Annotated in this window: 22 protein-coding genes and 1 tRNA gene; 14 read left to right on the top strand and 9 right to left on the bottom strand. The window is 67.6% G+C overall.

Annotated features, from left to right (window positions below):
• Positions 1 to 104: 104 nt before the first annotated feature.
• Entirely contained in the window at positions 105 to 1,421 is a 1,317-nt protein-coding gene (locus ACIBG5_RS43275) for a zinc-dependent metalloprotease (RefSeq protein WP_396397930.1), read from the bottom strand.
• Between the two features lie 379 nt (positions 1,422 to 1,800).
• Between ACIBG5_RS43275 and ACIBG5_RS43270 the strand changes: the two genes are divergently transcribed.
• The 5 genes from ACIBG5_RS43270 to ACIBG5_RS43250 are packed head-to-tail and all read left to right on the top strand — an operon-like array spanning position 1,801 to position 7,364.
• A complete protein-coding gene (locus tag ACIBG5_RS43270) occupies positions 1,801 to 2,226 on the top strand; it encodes a molybdenum cofactor biosynthesis protein MoaE (RefSeq protein ID WP_396397929.1) in 426 nt (141 codons plus the stop codon).
• A gap of 30 nt (positions 2,227 to 2,256) precedes the next feature.
• Positions 2,257 to 2,700, top strand: a complete 444-nt coding sequence (locus tag ACIBG5_RS43265; RefSeq protein ID WP_396397928.1) for a hypothetical protein — start codon at positions 2,257 to 2,259, stop codon at positions 2,698 to 2,700.
• The gene (locus ACIBG5_RS43260; protein WP_396397927.1) at positions 2,697 to 3,737 is read left to right on the top strand and encodes a PDZ domain-containing protein; all 1,041 of its coding nucleotides are present in this window, start codon (positions 2,697 to 2,699) and stop codon (positions 3,735 to 3,737) included. Before ACIBG5_RS43265 ends, ACIBG5_RS43260 begins: the two co-directional genes overlap by 4 nt.
• Positions 3,738 to 3,780: 43 nt before the next feature.
• Positions 3,781 to 4,398, top strand: coding sequence for a PPA1309 family protein (locus ACIBG5_RS43255; protein ID WP_396397926.1), 618 nt, complete (start codon positions 3,781 to 3,783; stop codon positions 4,396 to 4,398).
• Entirely contained in the window at positions 4,395 to 7,364 is a 2,970-nt protein-coding gene (locus ACIBG5_RS43250) for a UPF0182 family protein (RefSeq protein WP_396397925.1), read from the top strand. Before ACIBG5_RS43255 ends, ACIBG5_RS43250 begins: the two co-directional genes overlap by 4 nt.
• 78 nt (positions 7,365 to 7,442) lie before the next feature.
• On the opposite strand, the gene ACIBG5_RS43245 is transcribed toward ACIBG5_RS43250, so the two are convergent.
• Positions 7,443 to 8,024 carry a hypothetical protein gene (locus ACIBG5_RS43245; RefSeq protein WP_396397924.1) on the bottom strand — a complete coding sequence of 194 codons (582 nt, stop codon included), beginning with the start codon at positions 8,022 to 8,024 and terminating at the stop codon, positions 7,443 to 7,445.
• A 111-nt stretch (positions 8,025 to 8,135) separates the two neighbouring features.
• Entirely contained in the window at positions 8,136 to 9,101 is a 966-nt protein-coding gene (locus ACIBG5_RS43240; protein WP_396397923.1) for a GNAT family N-acetyltransferase, read from the bottom strand.
• A 115-nt stretch (positions 9,102 to 9,216) separates the two neighbouring features.
• On the opposite strand from ACIBG5_RS43240, the gene ACIBG5_RS43235 reads away from it, so the two are divergent.
• Positions 9,217 to 9,290: transfer RNA gene (locus ACIBG5_RS43235), tRNA-Met, on the top strand.
• An 82-nt stretch (positions 9,291 to 9,372) separates the two neighbouring features.
• Here the strand turns inward: ACIBG5_RS43235 and ACIBG5_RS43230 are convergent.
• The gene (locus tag ACIBG5_RS43230; protein ID WP_396397922.1) at positions 9,373 to 9,873 is read right to left on the bottom strand and encodes a GNAT family N-acetyltransferase; all 501 of its coding nucleotides are present in this window, start codon (positions 9,871 to 9,873) and stop codon (positions 9,373 to 9,375) included.
• A 415-nt stretch (positions 9,874 to 10,288) separates the two neighbouring features.
• Between ACIBG5_RS43230 and ACIBG5_RS43225 the strand changes: the two genes are divergently transcribed.
• The 4 genes from ACIBG5_RS43225 (at position 10,289) to ACIBG5_RS43210 (ending at position 13,740) form a co-directional block, all read left to right on the top strand.
• Entirely contained in the window at positions 10,289 to 10,612 is a 324-nt protein-coding gene (locus ACIBG5_RS43225; protein WP_396397921.1) for a YciI family protein, read from the top strand.
• Positions 10,613 to 10,956: 344 nt separating this feature from the next.
• Complete coding sequence (locus ACIBG5_RS43220) at positions 10,957 to 12,384, top strand: MFS transporter (protein ID WP_396397920.1); 1,428 nt, start codon at positions 10,957 to 10,959, stop codon at positions 12,382 to 12,384.
• A 175-nt stretch (positions 12,385 to 12,559) separates the two neighbouring features.
• Complete coding sequence (locus ACIBG5_RS43215; RefSeq protein WP_396397919.1) at positions 12,560 to 12,835, top strand: YggT family protein; 276 nt, start codon at positions 12,560 to 12,562, stop codon at positions 12,833 to 12,835.
• Between the two features lie 74 nt (positions 12,836 to 12,909).
• Complete coding sequence (locus ACIBG5_RS43210) at positions 12,910 to 13,740, top strand: amidohydrolase family protein (protein ID WP_396397918.1); 831 nt, start codon at positions 12,910 to 12,912, stop codon at positions 13,738 to 13,740.
• Here the strand turns inward: ACIBG5_RS43210 and ACIBG5_RS43205 are convergent.
• Positions 13,735 to 14,178, bottom strand: coding sequence for a phosphotransferase (locus ACIBG5_RS43205; RefSeq protein WP_396397944.1), 444 nt, complete (start codon positions 14,176 to 14,178; stop codon positions 13,735 to 13,737). The two genes, ACIBG5_RS43210 and ACIBG5_RS43205, sit on opposite strands and share 6 nt — an antisense overlap.
• Positions 14,179 to 14,351: 173 nt before the next feature.
• On the opposite strand from ACIBG5_RS43205, the gene ACIBG5_RS43200 reads away from it, so the two are divergent.
• Entirely contained in the window at positions 14,352 to 14,495 is a 144-nt protein-coding gene (locus ACIBG5_RS43200) for a LuxR C-terminal-related transcriptional regulator (protein WP_396397943.1), read from the top strand.
• Positions 14,496 to 14,528: 33 nt separating this feature from the next.
• Positions 14,529 to 14,933: an SgcJ/EcaC family oxidoreductase gene (locus ACIBG5_RS43195; protein WP_396397917.1), complete on the top strand. Its 405-nt coding sequence runs from the start codon at positions 14,529 to 14,531 to the stop codon at positions 14,931 to 14,933.
• 1 nt (position 14,934) lies between these two features.
• Here the strand turns inward: ACIBG5_RS43195 and ACIBG5_RS43190 are convergent, their stop codons facing one another.
• Both ACIBG5_RS43190 and ACIBG5_RS43185 read right to left on the bottom strand, forming a co-directional pair.
• A complete protein-coding gene (locus ACIBG5_RS43190) occupies positions 14,935 to 15,258 on the bottom strand; it encodes a putative quinol monooxygenase (protein ID WP_396397916.1) in 324 nt (107 codons plus the stop codon).
• A 114-nt stretch (positions 15,259 to 15,372) separates the two neighbouring features.
• Entirely contained in the window at positions 15,373 to 16,263 is an 891-nt protein-coding gene (locus tag ACIBG5_RS43185) for a MurR/RpiR family transcriptional regulator (RefSeq protein ID WP_396397915.1), read from the bottom strand.
• Between the two features lie 89 nt (positions 16,264 to 16,352).
• On the opposite strand from ACIBG5_RS43185, the gene ACIBG5_RS43180 reads away from it, so the two are divergent.
• Positions 16,353 to 17,189 carry an alpha/beta hydrolase gene (locus ACIBG5_RS43180; protein ID WP_360458387.1) on the top strand — a complete coding sequence of 279 codons (837 nt, stop codon included), beginning with the start codon at positions 16,353 to 16,355 and terminating at the stop codon, positions 17,187 to 17,189.
• Here the strand turns inward: ACIBG5_RS43180 and ACIBG5_RS43175 are convergent.
• Complete coding sequence (locus ACIBG5_RS43175) at positions 17,165 to 17,818, bottom strand: response regulator (RefSeq protein WP_396397914.1); 654 nt, start codon at positions 17,816 to 17,818, stop codon at positions 17,165 to 17,167. The two genes, ACIBG5_RS43180 and ACIBG5_RS43175, sit on opposite strands and share 25 nt — an antisense overlap.
• The gene (locus ACIBG5_RS43170; RefSeq protein ID WP_396397913.1) at positions 17,803 to 19,035 is read right to left on the bottom strand and encodes a histidine kinase; all 1,233 of its coding nucleotides are present in this window, start codon (positions 19,033 to 19,035) and stop codon (positions 17,803 to 17,805) included. Before ACIBG5_RS43170 ends, ACIBG5_RS43175 begins: the two co-directional genes overlap by 16 nt.
• Positions 19,036 to 19,188: 153 nt before the next feature.
• Here ACIBG5_RS43170 and ACIBG5_RS43165 point away from each other — a divergent pair, with 153 nt between their 5' ends.
• On the top strand, positions 19,189 to 19,593 hold the full coding sequence (locus tag ACIBG5_RS43165) for a hypothetical protein (protein WP_396397912.1): 405 nt from the start codon (positions 19,189 to 19,191) through the stop codon (positions 19,591 to 19,593).
• Positions 19,594 to 19,754 lie beyond the last annotated feature (161 nt).

The raw sequence follows: 19,754 nt of genomic DNA, 5'->3' as shown, positions 1-19,754 counted from the left end.
CAAGCGCCGTACTCGGACAGGCAGACACAACACGACCCCGCTGGAACCTGCCGAATGGCTTCGTCCCGCGGGGTCGTGCTGTCGTACGCCGTTCGGTGTGCGGACTACTTGGTGGTGCCGGGGTCGTTGCCCTCGTCACCTTCTTGCTTCGGCGTGTCCGACGCGTCGTCATCGGGGAGGAAATCGGTGATGTCGATGTCGGCCAGCTCGCCTGCGTGCTGAGCGAACCCGATCGGGTCGTCCAGGTCGCCGGCACTCGGAAGCAGGTCCGGGTGCGACCAGAGCTCGTCACGGCCGTCGACGCCGCGAGCGTCACGGACAGCCGCCCACAGGTTCGCCGCGTCGCGAAGTCGTCGTGGGCGAAGCTGGAGACCGACCAGCGTGGCGAACGTCTGCTCTGCCGGTCCACCGGCCGCCCGACGCCGGCGTACCGTCTCCGAGAGCTGCACTGCCGCCGGCATCCGCTCCTTGGTCGCCTGCCGTACGACGTCGTCGACCCAGCCCTCGACGAGCGCGAGGGCGGTCTCGAGCCGGACGAGCGCGGCCTTCTGCTGCTCCGAGTCCTCCGGCTCGAACAGGCCGCCCGCGAGCGCTTCCTGCATGGCCTCGGGGTTCTGCGGGTCGATGTCCGCCATGGCTCGCTCGATCTTGCCGGTGTCGACCTCGATACCCGCGGCGTAATCCGCCACCGCGGCCAGCAGATGCTGCCGCAGCCACGGGACGCCGGCGTACAGCCGCTGGTGCGCGACCTCGCGGAGCGCCAGGTACAGCCGGACGTCCTCGTCGGTCAGTCCGAGGCCCTCAGCGAACTTGGCGACGTTGTCCGGTAGTAATACAGCCTGGCCGGTCGGTCCGAGCGGCAGTCCGATGTCGGACGAGCTCACGACCTCGCCGGCCAGCTCGCCCAGTGCCTGGCCGACCTGGGCACCGAAGATCGAGCCGCCCAGCTGGCGCAGCATCCCGGCCATCGGCCCGGCGAGTTGCTGTGCGTCGGCGGGAAGGGCGTTACCCATCGCACCGGCGACGTGCTCGGCGACGGGGTCGACCACGGTCTGCCACACGGGCAGCGTGTTCTCGACCCACTCCGCCCGGCTCCAGGCCGCGGAGGTGGTGGATGCTTCGGGCAGCGTTGTTGCCTCGTCCAGCCAGTGCTCGGCCAGCCGGACCGCGTCCGCTACTCGGTCGGTGTCCGTGGGGGTGACGGAGCGGTCTCCGGCGGCGGAAACCGTCTTGCGTGCGATGTCCTTGGCCAGATCCCAGTTCACCGGCCTGCCGTCGCCGGAACCGCTGAGCAGCTGCTGGACCTGCGCGAAGATCGCATTCAGGTCGGGAGCGCCGCCCGCGCCGGCCGCACCGGAGAACTGCTGGAACATGGCCTCGAACGGAGTTCCCTTGAACGGGTTGTCCGGTTCGTCGCTCATCGGAGTGGGCCTTCCTGTGCGGGTGGGGCGTACTACTCCAACGTACTGGTTCCACCGACCCGTTCCTCCCCCGGCGAACGCATTACTGCTCCTGTTCGCCGCCGGCAGACCGGCACCCCGCCGTGGGGCCGCACCAACGGCCCCGATTGTGGGGGTGGAGGCAACAGTCGGCCAGGCTGGCCTCGCCGCCCGGGACCTGCGGCGAGTCCATGTGCGGAGCGTGCGCGGGAGATGGCTCAGCGCGGTGATCTCGGCGTCCAGCCGGAGGCCTCAGAGGTCCGGTGGTGGGAGTTGGGGGCTTGGTGGGGGAGAATCGGGGGTGTGGGGGTTGGTTCGTGGTACGTGTTCGGGGTGGTTTCCCAGCGGGAATGAGGAATGGATGAGGGACGCGATCAGGCTGCTGGACATCCGGGAGGACGTCCTGTCCACCGACGAGGTGCTGGCCGCTGTGGCTGATCCGACCGCCGGCGGGACGGCTCTGTTCATCGGCACCGTGCGGAACCACGATCACGAGAAGCCGGTTGACCAGCTCAGCTACGAGGCGCACCCGGACGCCCTGGACCACCTGCGGACAGTGGCGGAGCGTGTCTGTGCCAACTCTGCAGTGACCGCGCTGGCCGCCGTACACCGGACCGGGGACCTCAAGATCGGGGACACCGCCGTGATCGTCGCGGTGGCCGCTGCGCACCGGGATGTCGCGTTCGCCGCTTGCCGGCAGTTGATCGACGACCTCAAGGCGGAGGTCCCGATTTGGAAACACCAGCACTTCACCGACGGTGCCAGCGAGTGGGTCGGCGCTCACTGACACGTACGCTGGGCGCATGAAGGTGGCCGGATGAAGGTTTTGGCGTGGCTGGCGTTCCCGGTGGTCGCCACGCTGCTGGCGATGTGCTGGGCGGCTTGGCGCGGGCGGAGCCGCGGTCCACGCCGGTCCGGTGGCGCCTTCGACTCGGTCGAGGACTTCCGTCGCTTCAACGACGCACTCGCCGCTCCCGGTCCCCGCGCCACCCCGGAACGCCGCCGCGGCCTGAACCGCGCGCACAAGACCGGCGCTGACAAGCCGGACGTAAACAAGGCTGACAAGTCCGATCACGTCGCCAACCCCTCCTCTCCTGACGCGCCGGACTCAGCCAGCGAGTCGCGTACGGCGGACCGACTCAGGCCGGCGGGGACACTTCGGGCCGGTGGGACGTTGGGTTCAGCAAAGACACACGCCATCGAGAAGCTCGGTACGACCGAGATGTTCGGTTCCACCAAGATCGCAGGGCAGGGTTCGTGACACGTCGTACCGCAACACTGGTCACTTCGATCATCGTGCTGGTCGTTTCGCTCGGGCTGGTCACCGTCTTCTCGGTGCCTTTCGTCTCGTTCAGCCCTGGGCCGGTGAAGGACACCCTCGGTACGTCGAGCAACAACAAGCCGGTCATCGAGATCACCGGGCACGACACGTTCCCGACCACCGGCCAACTGGACCTGACCACCGTGTCTGTCACCTCGCCCGGGCGTGAACTCACGCTCCCGCAGGCGATGCGGAACTGGCTCGACCCGCACAACGACCTGTTCCCGCGCGACATTATCTACCCGCCGGACCAGAGCGCCGACCAGGTCGAGGAGCAGAACACCGCCGAGATGACCGGCTCGCAGGACAGTGCGGTCGCCGCCGCCCTGCAGGCAGCCGAGGTCCCGTACCACCCCAAGGTCTCGACGGTCGCCAAGGACACCCCGGCCGACGGCAAGCTGAAGCCTGGTGACGTCGTCCTGGCCGTCGACGGTGTCGCGATGTCGCAGGTCCCGCAGGTCGGCGAGAACGTCCGCAAGCACAAGGTCGGCGAGAACGTCGCGTTCCTGATCCGGCGCAACGGGGCGGAGCAGACCATCCAGGTGAAGACCGCCGCCACTCCTGGCGACGAGACCCGGCCGATGGTCGGCATCACCATCGGGGTCGACTCCCCGGTCAAGGTGACGGTCAACCTCGGCCAGGACATCGGCGGCCCGAGCGCGGGCACGGCGTTCGCGCTGGCCATCTACGACAAGCTCACACCGGGTCCGCTGCTGGACGGCAAGCACATCGCGGGCACCGGCACGATCGACGCGCTCGGCCAGGTCGGCCCGATCGGCGGCATCCAGCAGAAGATCGCCGGTGCCAAGAACGACGGCGCCTCCATCTTCCTGGTGCCCGCCGACAACTGTGAGGCGGCGATGCACGCCGGCGTGAAGGGCATCCAACTGGTGAAGATCACCACACTGACCGAGGCGATCGCCGCCATCAACGCAGCAGTCAGCGGACAGGGGAAGGTCCCCTCGTGCGCACCGTGAGCACCGTGAACGTACCGGCCGGCCGAAGGGGAGAGCTGACGGCATGGATTCCGTAGGCACTCTGCCTCCCGACGCGCTCAGTCGCGCGGTGATCGAGATCGAGAAGCACGTGAGCAGCGCGGGCTGGGACCAGCCCGCGCAACTGTTCGCGCTGGTCCCCACTGACGAACTACTGCGCGCCGAACCACAACTGGCCGCGGAACTCGGCACCGACGACGCCTCCCAGGCGCTGACCCCGGTCGCGCAGGGAGAGCTGCCCGGCAGCCTCGAGGACGAGCATCTGGCCGACGCGCTAGGCCGGATCGAGTGGCCCGACGGGGTCAGCGGCTGCGCGCTGTCGATCGAGCGGATCGTGCTGCCGGCCACGGCCGAAGCAGGTCTGTCCAGCGCCGACTCGGACGCCGAGCTCGCCCGGATGGCCGGCAGTGACCCCCGCCGCCACGAGGTGCGGATGGTCGCGGCGGTCCTGCGTGAAGGCAGCCGCTTCGGTGCGGTCCGGCTCCGCTCCCACGACGAGGACAGCGCCGTACTGACCGGCGCAGACTTGGTCCCCACGCTGTGCGAAGTACTGTCGTTGACATTCGAGCCTTCGGTCGGCAGCCGGCCTGGCCGAGGTCCTGGGGTCGATGGCATGAATGACAATGAGGAGAATCGACCATGAGCGACGGCGTCTACGACATGCCGGAGGAGCCGCGACGGCCGCGGCGAACAGGTGGTGGTCGGCCTCGGGCCCTGCTGCCGACGATCGCGACACTGATCGTGCTGCTGATCCTCTTCAGCGTCTTCACCGACATCTGGACCCAGCGGTTGTGGTACCGCTCGGTGGACCTCGGTTCCGTGTTCGGCACGGTGCTCGGGACCCGGGTACTGCTCTTCTTCGTGGTCGGTCTGCTGATGGCGGCCGCCGTTGTAGCGAACATCGTCATCGCCTTCCGCACGCGGCCGCGGGTCGCGCTCGCGCCGTCGCCCAGCCCGGGCTTCGAGCGGTACGGCGATTTGCTCCAGCAGCGCGGCAAGATCGCCATCGGCGTGGTCGCCACCCTGATGCTGGTCTTCGGCGGCTCGGCCGCGTCGGGCGAGTGGAAGGTCTTCCTGGCCTGGCGGAACCGGACCCCCTTCGGCGTCACCGACAAGCACTTCAACAAGGACATCGCGTTCTTCGTCTTCGACTACCCATGGCTGCGCGTCCTGCTCGGCTTCGGCTACTCGATCGTGCTGCTGTCGCTCGTCGCGGCGATCATCACGCACTACCTGTACGGCGGATTCCGGCCGTCCGCGAAGGGGCAGAAGGCTTCCGGGGCCGCGCAGGTGCAGTTCTCGGTGCTGCTGGGCCTGCTCGTCCTGCTGAAGGCCTTCAGTTACTGGCTGGACCGTTTCGGCCTGACGACGTCGGACGCCAAACTGTTCACCGGTATCTCCTATACCGGTGACCATGCGGTTCTGCCCAGCAAAGAGATCCTGGCGGTCATCGCAGTTCTGTGCGCCGGACTGTTCTTCGCCAACGTGGTGCGGCGGACCTGGCTGCTGCCGGGTGTCGGCACCGTCGTACTGATTCTGTCGGCGATCCTGCTCGGCGCGTTGTGGCCGGCAGCACTGCAGCAGTTGCGGGTACGCCCGAGCGAGCCGGTGCGTGAGGCGCCGTACATCACCAAGAACATCGAGTCGACGCGCCAGGCCTACGGCCTCGAGGGCGCCGAGGTGGTCAACTACCAGGCCAAGCAGACCGCGACCCCGTCGGAGCTGACGCAGGATGCCGAGGTACTGCCCGGTATCCGGCTGATCGACCCGAGCGTGGTCGGCCCGACCTTCGAGCAGTTGCAGCAGGTGCGTGGCTTCTACTCGTTCCCGACCGACCTCGACGTCGACCGGTACAAGATCGGCGACAAGGTCAGCGACACCGTCATCGCGGTCCGCGAGGTGCAGGTCGACCGGTTGCCGGCCGGCCAGCGCAACTGGAACAACGACCACACTGTCTACACCCACGGCTACGGCGTGGTCGCCGCGAACGGCAACCAGCGCGCCGAAGACGGTACGCCGGTCTGGTCGGAGAAGGACCTGCCGCCGACCGGTCAGCTCGGCGACTACGAGCCCCGGATCTACTTCGGTGAGCAGTCCCCGGACTACTCGATCGTCGGCGGCCCGCAGGGCGGCTCGCCGGTCGAGCTCGACACTCCGGAAGGCAAGAGCGGCGGGGACCCGACGCTGAACACCTACCAGGGCAAGGGCGGCGTCGCGGTCGGCACCTTCTTCAACCGGTTGCTGTACGCAACCAAGTTCCGGGACGCGAACCTCCTGCTGTCCAGCCGGGTGAACCCCGACTCGAAGATCCTCTACGACCGCAACCCGCGCGAGCGGGTGGAGAAGGCCGCGCCCTGGCTGACGCCGGACGGCGACCCGTACCCGGCCATCGTCGACAACCAGGTTGTCTGGATCGTCGACGGCTACACGACCTCGGCGAACTACCCGTACGCGGAGAAGGTCGCGCTGGACGACAGCACCCGGGACACCACGACCGGCCGCGGCACCATCGCGCAGCAGCCGAGCGAGGAGATCAACTACATCCGCAACTCGGTCAAGGCGGTCGTCAACGCGTACGACGGCTCGGTCGAGCTGTACGCCTGGGACGAGAACGACCCGGTGCTGAAGACGTGGATGAAGGCTTTCCCGAACACGGTCAAGCCGCGCTCCGACATCTCGCCGTCGCTGATGTCCCACCTGCGCTACCCGGAGGACATGTTCAAGGTCCAGCGCGATCTGCTGGCCAAGTACCACGTGACGGACGCGGGCACCTGGTACCAGAACAGCGACCTGTGGCGCGTTCCGGCCGACCCGACCGCGGTGTCGTCCGGAAGTGACTCGTCGGTGCAAAGCAACCAGCCTCCCTTCTATCTCTCCCTGCGGATGCCCGGTCAGACCGAGCCCAAGTTCTCCCTGACGTCGGTGTACGTGCCGAACGCGGAGCGGGAGAACCTGACCGCATTCATGGCCGTCGATTCGGAGGCGACCTCGCCGGACTACGGCAAGTTCCGAATACTCCGATTGCCCGGCAACGTGCAGATCCCCGGTCCGGGACAGGTCTTCAACAAGTTCCAGACCGACGAAGGGATCAGACAGGCGCTGCTCCCGATCAACCAACCGAGCAGTGGCGCGAGAGCGCAGTTCGGCAACCTGCTGACGCTTCCACTCGGCGGTGGTCTGCTCTACGTCCAGCCGGTCTACTCGGTCCGGACGAGCGGAGCAGGTAGTTATCCGGTGCTGCGGTACGTGCTGGTCTCCTTCGGAGATCGGGTCGCCTACGGCGGGACGTTGCAAGAGGCGCTGACCAAGGTCTTCAACACCAGCGTCGATACCGGTGAAGAGCCGCCAGGCTCCAAGCCGCCACCAGCGTCGACGCAGAACCAGACGGTCAAGCAAGCGCTCGCCGAAGCGCAGGCCGCGTACACGGCTGCGCAGGCTGCCCTGACGAAGGGCGACCTGGCCGGCTACCAGGCTCAGGTCACCAAGATGAAGCAGGCGATCGACAAGGCCGTGGCGGCCGGTGCAGTAGTCACACCGCCCACTCCCACACCGAGTGGGACACCGTCGACGCCGACTCCATCGAGTCCACCGACGTCACCGACAGGCTGATCCACGGGCTGTGACCGGGGCGGCGACACCGACAACTGTCGGGGTCGCCGCCCCGTTTCGTTGCCCGAGGCTACTGACTCAGGTCGTGGTCTCCGGGTGGAAGCCGGTGGCGGTGTTGAGAAGGTCGTCGTCGGTGAACCGCTCGTGGTCGATGGACACCTCGGCCGCGACGCCTGGCGAGACGAAGTAGAACACCTCGTCCCCAGCGGCCAGACCGTCGTACTCGCCGACCTTGACCGCGTGGAGCTCCCAGCTGTCCGGATCTTTCTCCTCGTACTCGATCAGGAAGGTCTTCAGGGCCTCGAGGTCGGTGAGTTTCTCACCGCGCAGCGTCTTCGCGGTCAGGTCGACCCGGTACGCACCCTCGGGATCCGGGCCGGTCTCCCAGACCCGGCTGTGGAACCTCACGTCCTCCCACTCGTACTCGAAGTCGCTCGGCGTCCCAAGACCGTCGGGGAGGTTCTCGATCACGAAGCCGTCCAAGATGTCCGCCCTCTGCTCGGTCGATGGGGGAGCCACGCAATACCCCGGGCGCGGCTCGATGCTGCTCGCCGTGGCCGTTGTGGTCCAGGCGCCGAATGAGGCGAGGACGACGGCGCTCCCGATCACGATACGACGGGTCGACGGCACGAATCGGGAACGACGGGACGAACACGACATGACTACCTCCTGGACCTCGACGCCTCGCTTGCTGCAAGGCGTTCCTGCCCAAGAAGATGCAGCGATCGCGGCCCTCCCCGACACGCGATTTCGTACCTGTGGACAACGAGGTCAGTACCCGATCAGCCGGTGCAGCCGATGGAACGTCTGCTCGAACCCGAGCTTCGGCCACGTCCGTGACGACAGCAGGTTCGTGACCCGCCAGTCGGTGACCACCGATGTGTACCCGGTGTCGGCCGACCACTGCAGGACGGCCTCACCGAGCGCACGGCCGGCGCCGTGACCGCGGGCCTCGGGCAGTACGGCGGCGAACCCGAGGAAGCCGGCGTTGTCCGGCCGCGCCAACCCGCTGTGCGAGCTCGACTTGTCCAGGGAGCATCCGATCGACGAGCCGATCACGCGCCCGCCGTACTCGGCCACGAAGGTCGCGTAGTCCGGATCGTCGATCGACTCCTCCCAATCGTCCAGCGCCTCCTGCATCGTGGGCATCTCCCCGGCGGAGAACACCGGCGAGAGTGCCTGGTGCTGCGGCAGCACCAGGTCCAGTTGCGCGAGTACGGCGATGTCGTCGCGAACAGCACGTCGTACGGTGAGGCGCGGGTACTCCGGTGGCGGAGTCGTCGGCGCCGGACGGATCGCATGCGCGTGCTGAGAGCCGAACGCCAGCCGGAACCACGCATCCAGCAGCTCCGGATCGTCCGGCACCAGCGCGTACTGGGCGATGCGGCCGTCGTCCACCCACTTGGTGGCCGCGGCGGCGTACAGGTCGCGGATGTGTTCGGGCTCACGTACGGCGTGGCCGGCTGCCTCGACCCAGATGTTCGGGCCCCACATGGTGGACGGCTTGGGTGCGCCCAGCAGGTAGCCGGTCAGCTCGCCGTCCTCGAGGATGACGGCGCCGGACGCGCTCTCGCTCTCCCACAGCGCAGTCACCTCGACCAGCGCGAGCCGCTCGCTCTCGTAGTCCGCAGGCAGCAAAGGGTGACGCTTACGATGCTCCTGGTGCCGCTCCGCGAGCAGTCCTGCGGACGCAGGCAGGTCCGCCTCCCGGAACGGGCGGATGAGGTGTCGGGACATACCCGGACGGTACGCCGCACCACCCGCCCCTGACACGGATTTTCGGCCGCCACGAGTCACACCGGGAGCCGATTTGGTTGCTCAGCCCCGATCCCCTAAACTAAAGACACAACGACGCGGGGTGGAGCAGCTCGGTAGCTCGCTGGGCTCATAACCCAGAGGTCGCAGGTTCAAATCCTGCCCCCGCTACGGAAGAAGGCCCGGACCATCAGGTCCGGGCCTTCGCTTTGTCATATGGGTCTGACCTGGGTTTTGTGCGTGGCCCGTTGCCCTACGGCTGGACTCCTAGGTCACGCTGATACCAGGTGCCTCGCTTACCGCCGAGGTCGGCTGGGCCGGCCGGGCCAACCGGGACGAACCCGGCCTTGACCAGCACCTTCTGGGAAGCGACATTCTCGCGGGAGGTGGCCGCCCGCAGTGTGCGCAGCCCGTGCCGCGCCGCCGCCAGCCGGCACAGCTCCCGGACGGTCTCGGTCGCCACACCGCGGCCGGCGACGTGCTGCGCAACCCGATAGCCGAGGTTGGCAGTGCCGTCTTCGAGGTCGTACAGGTTGAACCGGCCCAGAACCGAGCCATCCTCGGCGACGAGCACGTAGAAGGCGCAGATGCCGGCCTCTTGCTCAGCCAGCAAGGCGCTGTGCCGGTCGGTGAACTGGTCGTAGAACTCGTCGCCCCGGTCGGAGATCGAGGCAGCGAAGTACGCGCGGTTCGCCAGCTCGAAGGCCAAGACCGCCGAGGCATGGCCAGCATGCAGGCGTTTCAACTCGGGCACCGCCCGACTCTACCCAGATGGGTGCGCGGAGGGCCCCTGAGTTTCCGCCAGCGGCAGACAGCCCCAGATTGGGGCACACGATCTACGACTGCAGTACTAGCAGGATAGCGACGCGGGGCCGTCGTTGAGTGTTGCTCGCCCATCCTGTTCTTCACTAGTTGCCCCAACGACCTGCACTCCGGGGAGGTCGGAACGTCGCGTTCCGGTGGTTGCTGCGAGCACCCACATGCCGTCGTATCGATCCCGAGGCGCACGAAATCCTCCAGAGCAGTCCGGGAGGGGTGTCGGATCGGGTTGGTGGTGTTCGTTGCAGGGGTAAGGGCGCCTCGGACAGGGCGCGAGACTGGTGGGCAACGGACTGACGTCCCTGACTGCCGAACCATGCTGTCTTGACACCACAGGAGATGATCTTCAGATGCGTTACCTGGTTTCCGTGATCGATGACAAGAGCAATCCCGGCAGCATGGACCGGCGGCCTGCCATCAGCGCGTTCAACGAACGACTGATCGCCGAGGGCTACTGGGTCTTCTCGGGCGGACTCGCGGACACCGATGAGGCCACGGTCATCGACAACCGGGGCGAGCGGGCGGTGTTCAGCGACGGGCCTTTCGTGGAGTCGAAGGAGTACCTCGCCGGCGTCTGGGTGTGGGAGGCCCCCGACCTGGATGTGGTGCTCAAGCTCGCCGCGGAGGCGTCGAAGGTCTGCGATCGGAAGATCGAGGTACGGCCGTTCCAGTGAGCGACGGGCGCCGGCCGAGCAACGGCGCAGGATCCGGCGGCGCCGGGTTGCGGCGGCCGTAGAGACGCGGCCTGTTGTCGATCGGCCGCGACTCGCGCGGTACGCGACTGGCCAACGCGACGAAGTCGTTCGGCGCTTCTCGGTGGCGTGTTGGCCGCGACGTGTCTGGCTGTCGCGCGGCTGAGAAGCGTGCCTTTGTGCCTCGACACCACCGCGGCTGACGACACACTCGCCCGGGAGATCGCTACGAATTTGTGGCGGTGTCGGATCCGGTCAGGGGCGTTCGTAGTGGGGGTGAGAGGCCGCCCAGGAGGGGCGCCCGGGGTAAGGGAAGGACGTTCCTCATGACTACCTTGACGGAGCCGCGCACAGTCGTCACACACCGCTCCAGTCGCCGGCTGTGGGCCATCCTGGGGCTGGTTCTGCTTGCAGACGCCCTCGATGTCATCGATGCGACCGTCACGAACATCGCGGCCCCCACGATCGCCGGCGAGCTCCACGGTGGTGTGAGTCTGATCAAGTGGTTGGGACCGGCGTACATGCTCGCCATGGGTGTCCTGCTCCTGGTCGGCGGACGGCTGGGTGACAAGTTCGGCCAACGCAGGCTTTTCCTGATCGGCATGGGCGGGTTCACCGTGGCCTCGGCAGTCGCCGGTTTCTCACCTGACCCGGCCCTGCTTATCGCCGCCCGGGTTGCCCAGGGCGCGTTCGGGGCTCTACTCATCCCGCAGGGCATGGCGATCATGACGAAGGCGTTCAGCCGCGACATGCTCGCCAAGGCGTTCGGGCTCTTCGGACCGGTTCTGGGTCTGTCCAGTGTCGGCGGCCCGGTCCTGGCCGGATTCATCATCAGCGCCGACTTGTTCGGTCTGTCCTGGCGCCCGATCTTCCTCATCAACCTGATCCTCGGCAGCATCGGGCTGGTCATGGCCGCCAAGATCCTGCCGCGTGACGACGGCGATCGCTCGACCGTCGTCGACGGTTGGGGCTCCGGCCTCCTTGCGGTCGCCATGATCGGGCTGCTGTACGGCCTGATCGAGGGCTCGACCAATGCCTGGAGCGTCGTACCCGTCACCGCGATCACCGTCGGCGTCCTGTTCTTCGCAGCCTTCGCCTATCGTCAGCGCACCGCAGCGCACCCGCTCATCATGCCCTCGCTGCTGAAGAACCGGGGTTTCATGTCCGCAATGCTCGTGGGCCTGGCCGCCTTCGCCGCCGGCACCGGCCTGATCTTCGTACTGTCGCTGTTCCTGCAGGAGGGACTGCACGCCAGTCCTCGGGACGCCTCGCTCGGCCTGGTGCCGCTCACCGTGGGGCTCATCGCCGCCGCGTTCGCCGCCATGGGTGGCCTGGTCACCAAGCTCGGTCGCAGGCTCGTCGTCATCGGCCTCGTCGTCGCCCTCGTCGGTTGCGGCTGGGTCCTCGTCCTCGTCGATCACTTCGGCACGAACGTCAGCATCTGGGCCCTGGCCCCGGCGTTCGTCGTCGTCGGCATCGGCACCGGCCTCACCTTCACCACGATCCCCAACGTTGCTCTCGGCGACGCGAAGCCTGACGAAGCCGGCAGCGCCAGCGGCTCGCTCAGCTCGATCCAGCAACTCGCCTCAGCGATCGGCTCGGCCGCGGTCACGTCGGTCTTCTTCCACGCCGCAACCTCCGGACTGGCCCACGCGATGAAGGTCACTCTGATCGTCGTTCTGGCCATTACGGCCCTCAGCCTCCCGATCGTTGCCCTGATGCCCCGCAACGCACCCTCAGAACCCCAGCAGTAACGGGCCGAACCTGGCGAGCACGGCCCCCGCTGCGGAAGAAGGCCCGGACGTGGTGGTCCGGGCCTTCTTTTGCCTGATAGTCGGCTAAGAAGATGGGCGCGAGGACACTTCGACGTCGCCGGCGACGTTGATACTGGTGAGATGGCCGGTGCGGCCCTCACGGAGGAGATTGGTCATGAGCATCATCGGAGACCTGGTCGGTTACGCCTTGACGGCGTTCATTCTGCTGTTGATCGTCCGGATGGTGCTGGACTGGACGGGTGCGTTGGCGAGTGGCGGACAGCGGGCCGGCCGGGTGCGTTCAGTGACTCACGCCTGGACGGAGCCGGTGATCGCGCCGGTACGGCGGAGGCTGCCGCCGTTGCGGGCGGGCGGTCTGGCGATCGACCTCGCGTTCACCGTGGTATTCGTCGCGGCGCTGATCCTGCGCTCGATCGCCTTCAGCCTGTAGGTGCAGCCGGACGGTTGTGTCGGATAGTAGAGATTGCTCTTGCATAGGAAATCTTCTGCGGTTACCGTCTGAGGATGACCGAGAAGCTGACGAATGACGCGCATCGCCACCTGGGCATCATGCCTGCGTTCCCGTTCTACGGCGGGCCGCCGGCCAATCCGGACATCCTGGCTCGGGCTACGGTTGCCGAGCTGATCGAGGACCTCGATCGGGAGGGCGCCGAGCGGGCGCTCGTGTTGCCCAACTACGGGGTGCCTGACGCGTCAGTGTCCTTCGGGTTCAATCCCCTGGTGATCGAGGCGGCGGCCAAGGACGATCGGATCCGCTGCGGGTTGTGGGTCTCGCCGCGGCCGCAGGACGCCGAGCTCACCACCGCGGCGCTCGCTCTGGCCGGGGAGCCGGGCGTGGTCGCCCTGAAGACCAGCTTCCTGCTGGGTGGGGCTGTCGAGGATCCGGAGTGCGCTCCGCAGCTCGAGCAGATCTTCGGCGCTGCACGCGAGCGCGGCCTCGTCGTACACGTTCACACCTCGCCTGGTGCGGCGTCCGACATCGACCAGGTCGGCAAGCTGGTCGACCGCTACGGAGACGAAGTCAAGATCCACCTCGTGCACTTCGGCGGCGGCATGAGCGGGCACATCAAGTTGATCAACGAGCGGTTCTTCAACTGGATCGAGGCCGGCAAGCAGGTCTACACCGACACCAGTTGGGCGATCGGCTTCGCGCCGCGTTGGCTGGTCCGGGAGATCGAGCGGCGCGGGATCGGCCAGGACCGGGTGCTGTTCGCCAGCGACGAGCCGTGGGGCGACTACGTCGGCGAGGTCGCTCGCCTCCGCGAGGCCGCCGGCGACGGCGAACTGGCCGACTTGGTTCTGCGCGACAACTTCAACACCCTGTACGGCTCATAGTTGCGCCGACGACAGCAGCAGGGCTTGGCCGAGGTTGTACTCGATGATCCGTTGCATGAAGTCGCGGTTCGGATAGTCCCCGTCGAGCACGCGTAGCGGGCCCGCAGTCAGCGAGATGTGCTCGGCGAGCGTGTAGAGCGCGAGGCGGCCCTCGTCCAGGTCGGGGACCGCCACCTGCGGATAGTCGTCGCCGAGTCGGTTGAGCATGAACGCGTGCTCCCATTCGACGTCGAAGTACAGCATCTCCTCGACGTCGATCAGGACAGGGTTTCCGTCGCGGTCCACCAGCACGTGGTCCAGCCCCAGTTCGCCGTGCACCACGGAGTACTCGGCCCTTGACTGCACTGCCGCGGCGAGCTCGTGGAGCCGTTCCTCCAGGCGGTTGCGGGCGCTGGCCACCCTCGGATCACGCGCGGCCGCCTGTGCGACGCAGCGCAGCGCGAACTCGAGGACGACTCCTGGGTGCCATGGTCATGCCTCTCCGCCTCGCCAACCAGTGCACGGTATGTGAGGGCCAGCCCACGGTGCGAACCGTATCTGCGACCGGTCCCACAGCGGAGTTGGGACCTGGGATCGCATCCTGAAGGCCGTGCGGGCCGTGGCAGTGGAGGATCGCGCTCGGCCGATCCAACACGGAGATCGCCCGCCACCTGGTCGTTTCGGACAAGACCCACATCACGAACGTGTTCGCCAAACTCGGCGTCACCGACCGAGCCCAAGCCATCGTCAAAGCCCGCCACGCCGGCCTCGCTTGACCTCAAGTCCCCTTCAGCTTGCAGGATCGTCGCATGAGGATCGAGGGTGCGGTTCCCAGTCAGGCCGATGTCGACGCGATCGTGGCGCTGGTGGCCAAGGTGCAGGAGGTGCAAGGCAACGAGGACGTGGACGGGTTCATCTCGTTGTTCCGCAAGGATGCGGTGTGGGTGACCGGGCACGGGAAGCGGCTGTACGGGCGCGACACGATCGAGGCGTTCACCCGGAAGGTGCTCCCCGGAGCGATGAAGGACTCCTCCGCGACGTACGAGCGCGACCATCTGTTGTTCGTGCGGCCGGACATCGCTGTGGTGAACGTGAACCAGACCTACGTCGAGCGTGGCGGTACGACGGGTTCGCACGGGAGCCCGGTGTACTTCCTGGCCAAGGACGGCAGCGATTGGGAGATCGCCGCCGCCCAGAACACCAGCGTTGTCTGAGCTACTTGACGGCGAGTTCGCCCAGTTCGGACCAGTCGGACTGGGGGACCTTGAAGTTGACGATGCGGGGGGTTTCGACCAGGTGGGGCGGGAGGTGTTGCTGGGCTGCCTTGAAGTGGTCGGAGGTGACGTGTGCGGTGGCGCCGTCGTCGTCGGCGAAGGCTTCGACCAGGACGTACTCGTTCGCGTCGTCCAGTGAGCGGGACCAGTCGAACCAGAGACAGCCGGGCTCGGCGCGCGTCGCCGCGGTGAAGTCGGCGGTGATCGAAGGCCAGTTCTCGGCGTGCTCCGGCTTCACCCGGAACTTGGCGGTGATGAAGATCATCAGGTAATCCTCCGCAGGGTCGAATGGGTCCGGATCGATGCTATCGGTGACCGCACCGGCCCGGTCGTCGCAATCTGAGATCGCCGTAGAGTCGCAAAGGAAGCAACAGCCCGGTCAGAAACCTAGTTGCTGCCGCAGGGACTCCAGTGTGTGCGACGTCTCCAGCGTGCGCTCCGCATCCGCTGCGGCCACCGCCTGCGCCAGGGCGTCCGCGGTGACGATCGTCGTCAGCATCTCCGCGGTGATCCCGGTGACCGTGTTCGGCACGTGGATCGCCACCGTCACGTCGTTCGCCAGCCGCTCGGCCACGTGCTCCTCGCTGAGCAGGATGATCCCGGCGCCGACCGCCCTCGCCCGGTCGATCACGACCTCGCCGTCGATGATGAGCCGGCCCGGCGCGATCACGATCACCACGTCCTCGGACCCGATGCCGAGCAGGTCGTCGGCGAGCTGGAACCCGGCTGTCCGGATGCACCGGCTGCGCAGGCCGAACCGCCGCAGCTTCAGCATCAGGTACTCCGCTGCCACATAGTTCGCGCCGAACCCGTAGATCGCCAACTCGCGTGCGTCCAGCATCAGCCGGACCGCTTCCTGGTACTTGTCCATCGCCATGTGCTGGTTCAGGAACTCGATCCGCTCGATCGACTCGGTGATGACCCGGTCCCACACGTGCTTGGGGTCGCCGCCGGTGGCCTCCATCCGGTCCCGCAGCCGTTCCTCCCGCCGGGTCGTCGATCGGAACGGCGTCGCCACCCGGTCCTTCAGCTCGGCCAGACCGGCGTACCCGAGGGACTGCAGGGTGCGGATCACCGTGGCGTTGCTGGTCTTGCTCGCCTGGCCGAGTTCCTGCGCGGACAGGTAGAGCAGTCGCTCCGGCGAGATCTCCGACAGCGACCGGCAGACCGCGCGGGACGCGGGCGTGAACTCGTCCCAGTGGTCCCGGATCCGGCGACGCAGGTCGGCCAGCGCCGGATTCCGTGTAACCCCTGTTACCTCATCTGCCATCTGTGTATTATCCGATCCCGTGGCGGCTGTAACGAATCATCCAAGACTCTGAGTTCTGTAACACATCGTAGACTCACCGAAGGAAGTCCATGGCGAACACCTCGACCGTCTATCAGCGGGGCAAGACCCCGATCTTCGCGTCCCAGGTGGACCCGCGGCTGCACTACTGCCTGTACGTGCCGCAGCGGCTGACCAACGACGACCGCGCGCCGCTCATGGTGGTCCAGCACGGGACCGCTCGGTCGGCGGCGACGTACCGCAACCAGCTGGAGGAGTTCGCCGAAGCACAGGGCGTCGTGGTGCTGACGCCGATCTTCCCGGCCGGTCTGGTCGACCCGAACGACCTGCACAATTTCAAGTTCATCGAGTACCAGGGGATCCGGTTCGACCGGATGCTGCTGGCGATCGTGGACGAAGTGGCGGACCGGTTCCCGGTGGCGGCCGAGCACTTCTACCTGCACGGCTTCTCCGGTGGCGGGCAGTTCACGCACCGGTTCCTCTACCTGCACCCGGAGCGTCTGGCCGCCGCGTCGATCGGTGCGCCCGGCCGGATCACCCAGCTGGACGACACGCTGCCGTGGTGGCTCGGGACGAAGGGCTTCGAGGAGAAGTTCGGTCAGCCGATCGACTTCGACGCGCTCCGCCGGGTGCCGATCCAGCTCGTCGTCGGCTCCGAGGACGTGGAGAGCTGGGAGATCATGAACCCTGGCGAGTCCAACTGGATGGACGGCGCCGAGCTCACCGGCACCACACGGATCGAGCGCCTGCGCACCCTGGAGCGGAACTACCGGTCGCACGGCCTCGACATCACCTTCGACCTGGTCGACGGCGCCGCCCACTCCGGCCGCAAGATCCTGCCCACCGTCGAACGCTTCTTCGCGGATCAGCTGAAGATCCGGGCTCAGGAGCCGGTGAGTCCGAGGTAGGCGAGTACGGCCATCACCCGGCGGTTGCTGGTGTCGTCGTCGGCGAGGCCCAGCTTGCCGAACAGTGACGTCGTGTATTTGCTGACGGCGCTCTCGCTGATGAACAGGCGTTGACAGATCGCCTGATTGGACAGACCCTCGGCCATCAGACCGAGCACGGACAGCTCGCGCTCGGTGAGCCGGTCGAGGCGCTTGCTCGACGTACCGCTGGACAGCAGCTTGGCGACGACGGCCGGATCCAGGGCCGTACCGCCGGCCGCGACCCGTTCGAGGGCGTCGATGAACTGATCGGCCTCGAACACGCTCTCCTTGAGCAGGTACCCGACACCGCTGGCGCCGTCGGTCAGGAGCTCACGCGCATAGAGCTGCTCGACATGCTGCGACAGGATCAGGACCGGCAGCCCTGGGACCTCGCGGCGGGCGGCCAGCGCGGCCTTCAGGCCCTCGTCCGTCTGCGTCGGTGGCATCCGTACGTCGATCACGGAGACATCCGGCCGCCACTTCCGCAGTCCATCGAGGGTCTCGGGGCCGGTGGTCGCGGTCGCCACCACCTCGTGCCCGTAGGCCTCGAGCAGACGGACCATCCCGTCCCGCAGCAGGTAGAGGTCTTCGGCTACAAGGATTCGCATGGCACGGTCATCCTCGCACGAGTCGGGCCGCCGTTCGGGCTGGTCAGCTCCAGGGTGCCGTCGAACGCCGCGAGCCGCCGGCGCAGTCCCGCGAGGCCGCCCGCGCCCTCGATCCGGGCTCCGCCACGGCCGTCGTCCTCGATCAGTACGACGATGCCGGTGCCGTCATGGGAGATCGCGATCTCCGCGTGATCCGCCTGCGCGTGCTTGACCGCGTTGGTCAGCAGCTCGGCGATCCCGAAGTACAGAGCGGACTCGATCGGCGGATCCAGCCGCAGTTCGCCGCCTGCGTTGACGGTCGTCTCGAGTGGGGTGTCCATCGCCAGGGCCCGTACGGCGTCGACCAGTCCGCGCTCGTTCAGCACCGGTGGGTTGATGCCGCGGACCAGTTCGCGGAGCTCGGACAGCGACGTGGCCGCGCCGACCCGGGCGTCCTTCAGCAGTGCCTTGGCCGCACGGGGGTCGGTCTCCATCAGCTTCTCCGCGGTCGCCAGCGAGAGCCCGAGCGACACCAGGCGCGCCTGCGCTCCGTCGTGCAGGTCTCGCTCGATCCGGCGGATCTCCGCAGCTTGGGCAACCGTCGCGTCGGCCCGCTGCGCGGTCAGCTCGTCGACCCGGTTCGCCAGAGCCATCGACGGCGTCGGACGCAGGAAGCGTACGGCGATCGGCGCGAACGGGCGCCAGGCGTACGGCGCACTGGCGACCGCCACGACCAGTCCGGCCACTCCGAGCACAGGCCTCGACTGGGTGAATCCGAGGACGGCGGCGACGATCCCAGCCGGCGGAACCGCCGCGGTCAGGCCGGCGGTGACCGCGAGGATCGCCAAGCACCTCAGATCACGCCAGTTCGCCGGATCGGTCCACCGCACGCGCAGCCGCAGGTCCTTCTCGGCATCCCGGCGCGTCTTCTCGTACGAGTGACCGTTCCACCAGAAGCCGGTGGACAGTTGCGTCACCGTCCCCAGCTCCCGGTACCCCTCCGGGATCACCGTGCCAGTCCACCGCGCCAGCAACGACCGGACCATCCCGGCGACCGGCCGGATCAGCAGGAGAGTGCCGAGGCCGACCCAGACGAACGGCACGATCCACGTCCAGGGGCTCCGCCACCAGATCGCCACCGCCACCCCGGCAGCCCAGACGGCAGGCACCAGCATGCTGACGACCAGGACGATGCACGACCGGACGAACCCTACGCAGGCACTCGCAACCCACGACATCGGAAATCTCCTTCTCACTACGGCTTGGTCCTGCCACTGTGCACCACCGAAAGCGTGAAATCGGCGCAATCCGAGTGGAAGTAGGGCTAGCCCCACCCAACCGTGCGGCCAGCCACATACCGTGCCCCACCTGCGGTTTCTAGCGTCTAGGACATGCCAACTCTTACCAGTCAGAAGCAGCTCGAAGCGTTCAACCGGGCCAAGGGTTTCGTCACTCTGTACGGCCTGCTCGCCGGGATCGTCGTCGCCACGGTCGTGGACCGCGCGGCCAGACACCAGGTGGTGCCGGGCTTCCTGTGGGGCCGGTCCTGCACTGTGCTCGTGACGTCCCTCGTGGCCTACTGGCTTCTCACCAGGGCCGCCCGCGGAGCGCGGTGGGCGTACGTCCGCATCCGGGTCATCTCGATCGTGATGCCGATCGCGATCATCGGGGTCGACCTGATCCCGGGGCTGTGCCCGGGGTGGTTCGCGGCGATGCAGGCCGTCTGCGCGCTCGCCATGGTGCCGGTCGCCGTCGTCGTGAACGGTCCGGACCTGCGCGCCGGCTTCGCCCGGTGAGAACAGACGTCGGGCGCCGGGGGGGGGGGGGGGGCGCGCCCCCCCCGGGGGGGGGGGGGGGGCCGGGCGGGGGGGGGGGGGGGGGGGGGGGGCCCGTTGGGGGGGCGGGCGGCGGTGGCCGGGAGCAGCGTTGAGCCAAAGGTGAGTACGGCGGCGGCGCC

This window comes from Kribbella sp. NPDC050241 (genome assembly GCF_044459685.1).
Taxonomy (GTDB): Bacteria; Actinomycetota; Actinomycetes; order Propionibacteriales; family Kribbellaceae; genus Kribbella.
The sequence above is the reverse complement of the archived record's forward strand: the minus strand, read 5'-3'. Positions and strand labels throughout refer to the sequence as shown.

Excerpts from the sequence above, each read along its gene's own strand:
- ACIBG5_RS43195 (WP_396397917.1), top strand. The coding sequence starts at position 14,529 with ATGAGGATCGAGGGTGCGGTTCCCAGTCAGGCCGATGTCGACGCGATC.
- ACIBG5_RS43190 (WP_396397916.1), bottom strand. The coding sequence starts at position 15,258 with ATGATCTTCATCACCGCCAAGTTCCGGGTGAAGCCGGAGCACGCCGAG.
- ACIBG5_RS43265 (WP_396397928.1), top strand. The coding sequence starts at position 2,257 with ATGAAGGTTTTGGCGTGGCTGGCGTTCCCGGTGGTCGCCACGCTGCTG.
- ACIBG5_RS43180 (WP_360458387.1), top strand. The coding sequence starts at position 16,353 with ATGGCGAACACCTCGACCGTCTATCAGCGGGGCAAGACCCCGATCTTC.
- ACIBG5_RS43210 (WP_396397918.1), top strand. The coding sequence starts at position 12,910 with ATGACCGAGAAGCTGACGAATGACGCGCATCGCCACCTGGGCATCATG.
- ACIBG5_RS43215 (WP_396397919.1), top strand. The coding sequence starts at position 12,560 with ATGAGCATCATCGGAGACCTGGTCGGTTACGCCTTGACGGCGTTCATT.
- ACIBG5_RS43220 (WP_396397920.1), top strand. The coding sequence starts at position 10,957 with ATGACTACCTTGACGGAGCCGCGCACAGTCGTCACACACCGCTCCAGT.
- ACIBG5_RS43185 (WP_396397915.1), bottom strand. The coding sequence starts at position 16,263 with ATGGCAGATGAGGTAACAGGGGTTACACGGAATCCGGCGCTGGCCGAC.
- ACIBG5_RS43240 (WP_396397923.1), bottom strand. The coding sequence starts at position 9,101 with ATGTCCCGACACCTCATCCGCCCGTTCCGGGAGGCGGACCTGCCTGCG.
- ACIBG5_RS43245 (WP_396397924.1), bottom strand. The coding sequence starts at position 8,024 with ATGTCGTGTTCGTCCCGTCGTTCCCGATTCGTGCCGTCGACCCGTCGT.
- ACIBG5_RS43225 (WP_396397921.1), top strand. The coding sequence starts at position 10,289 with ATGCGTTACCTGGTTTCCGTGATCGATGACAAGAGCAATCCCGGCAGC.
- ACIBG5_RS43165 (WP_396397912.1), top strand. The coding sequence starts at position 19,189 with ATGCCAACTCTTACCAGTCAGAAGCAGCTCGAAGCGTTCAACCGGGCC.
- ACIBG5_RS43255 (WP_396397926.1), top strand. The coding sequence starts at position 3,781 with ATGGATTCCGTAGGCACTCTGCCTCCCGACGCGCTCAGTCGCGCGGTG.
- ACIBG5_RS43175 (WP_396397914.1), bottom strand. The coding sequence starts at position 17,818 with ATGCGAATCCTTGTAGCCGAAGACCTCTACCTGCTGCGGGACGGGATG.
- ACIBG5_RS43275 (WP_396397930.1), bottom strand. The coding sequence starts at position 1,421 with ATGAGCGACGAACCGGACAACCCGTTCAAGGGAACTCCGTTCGAGGCC.
- ACIBG5_RS43170 (WP_396397913.1), bottom strand. The coding sequence starts at position 19,035 with ATGTCGTGGGTTGCGAGTGCCTGCGTAGGGTTCGTCCGGTCGTGCATC.
- ACIBG5_RS43250 (WP_396397925.1), top strand. The coding sequence starts at position 4,395 with ATGAGCGACGGCGTCTACGACATGCCGGAGGAGCCGCGACGGCCGCGG.
- ACIBG5_RS43270 (WP_396397929.1), top strand. The coding sequence starts at position 1,801 with ATGAGGGACGCGATCAGGCTGCTGGACATCCGGGAGGACGTCCTGTCC.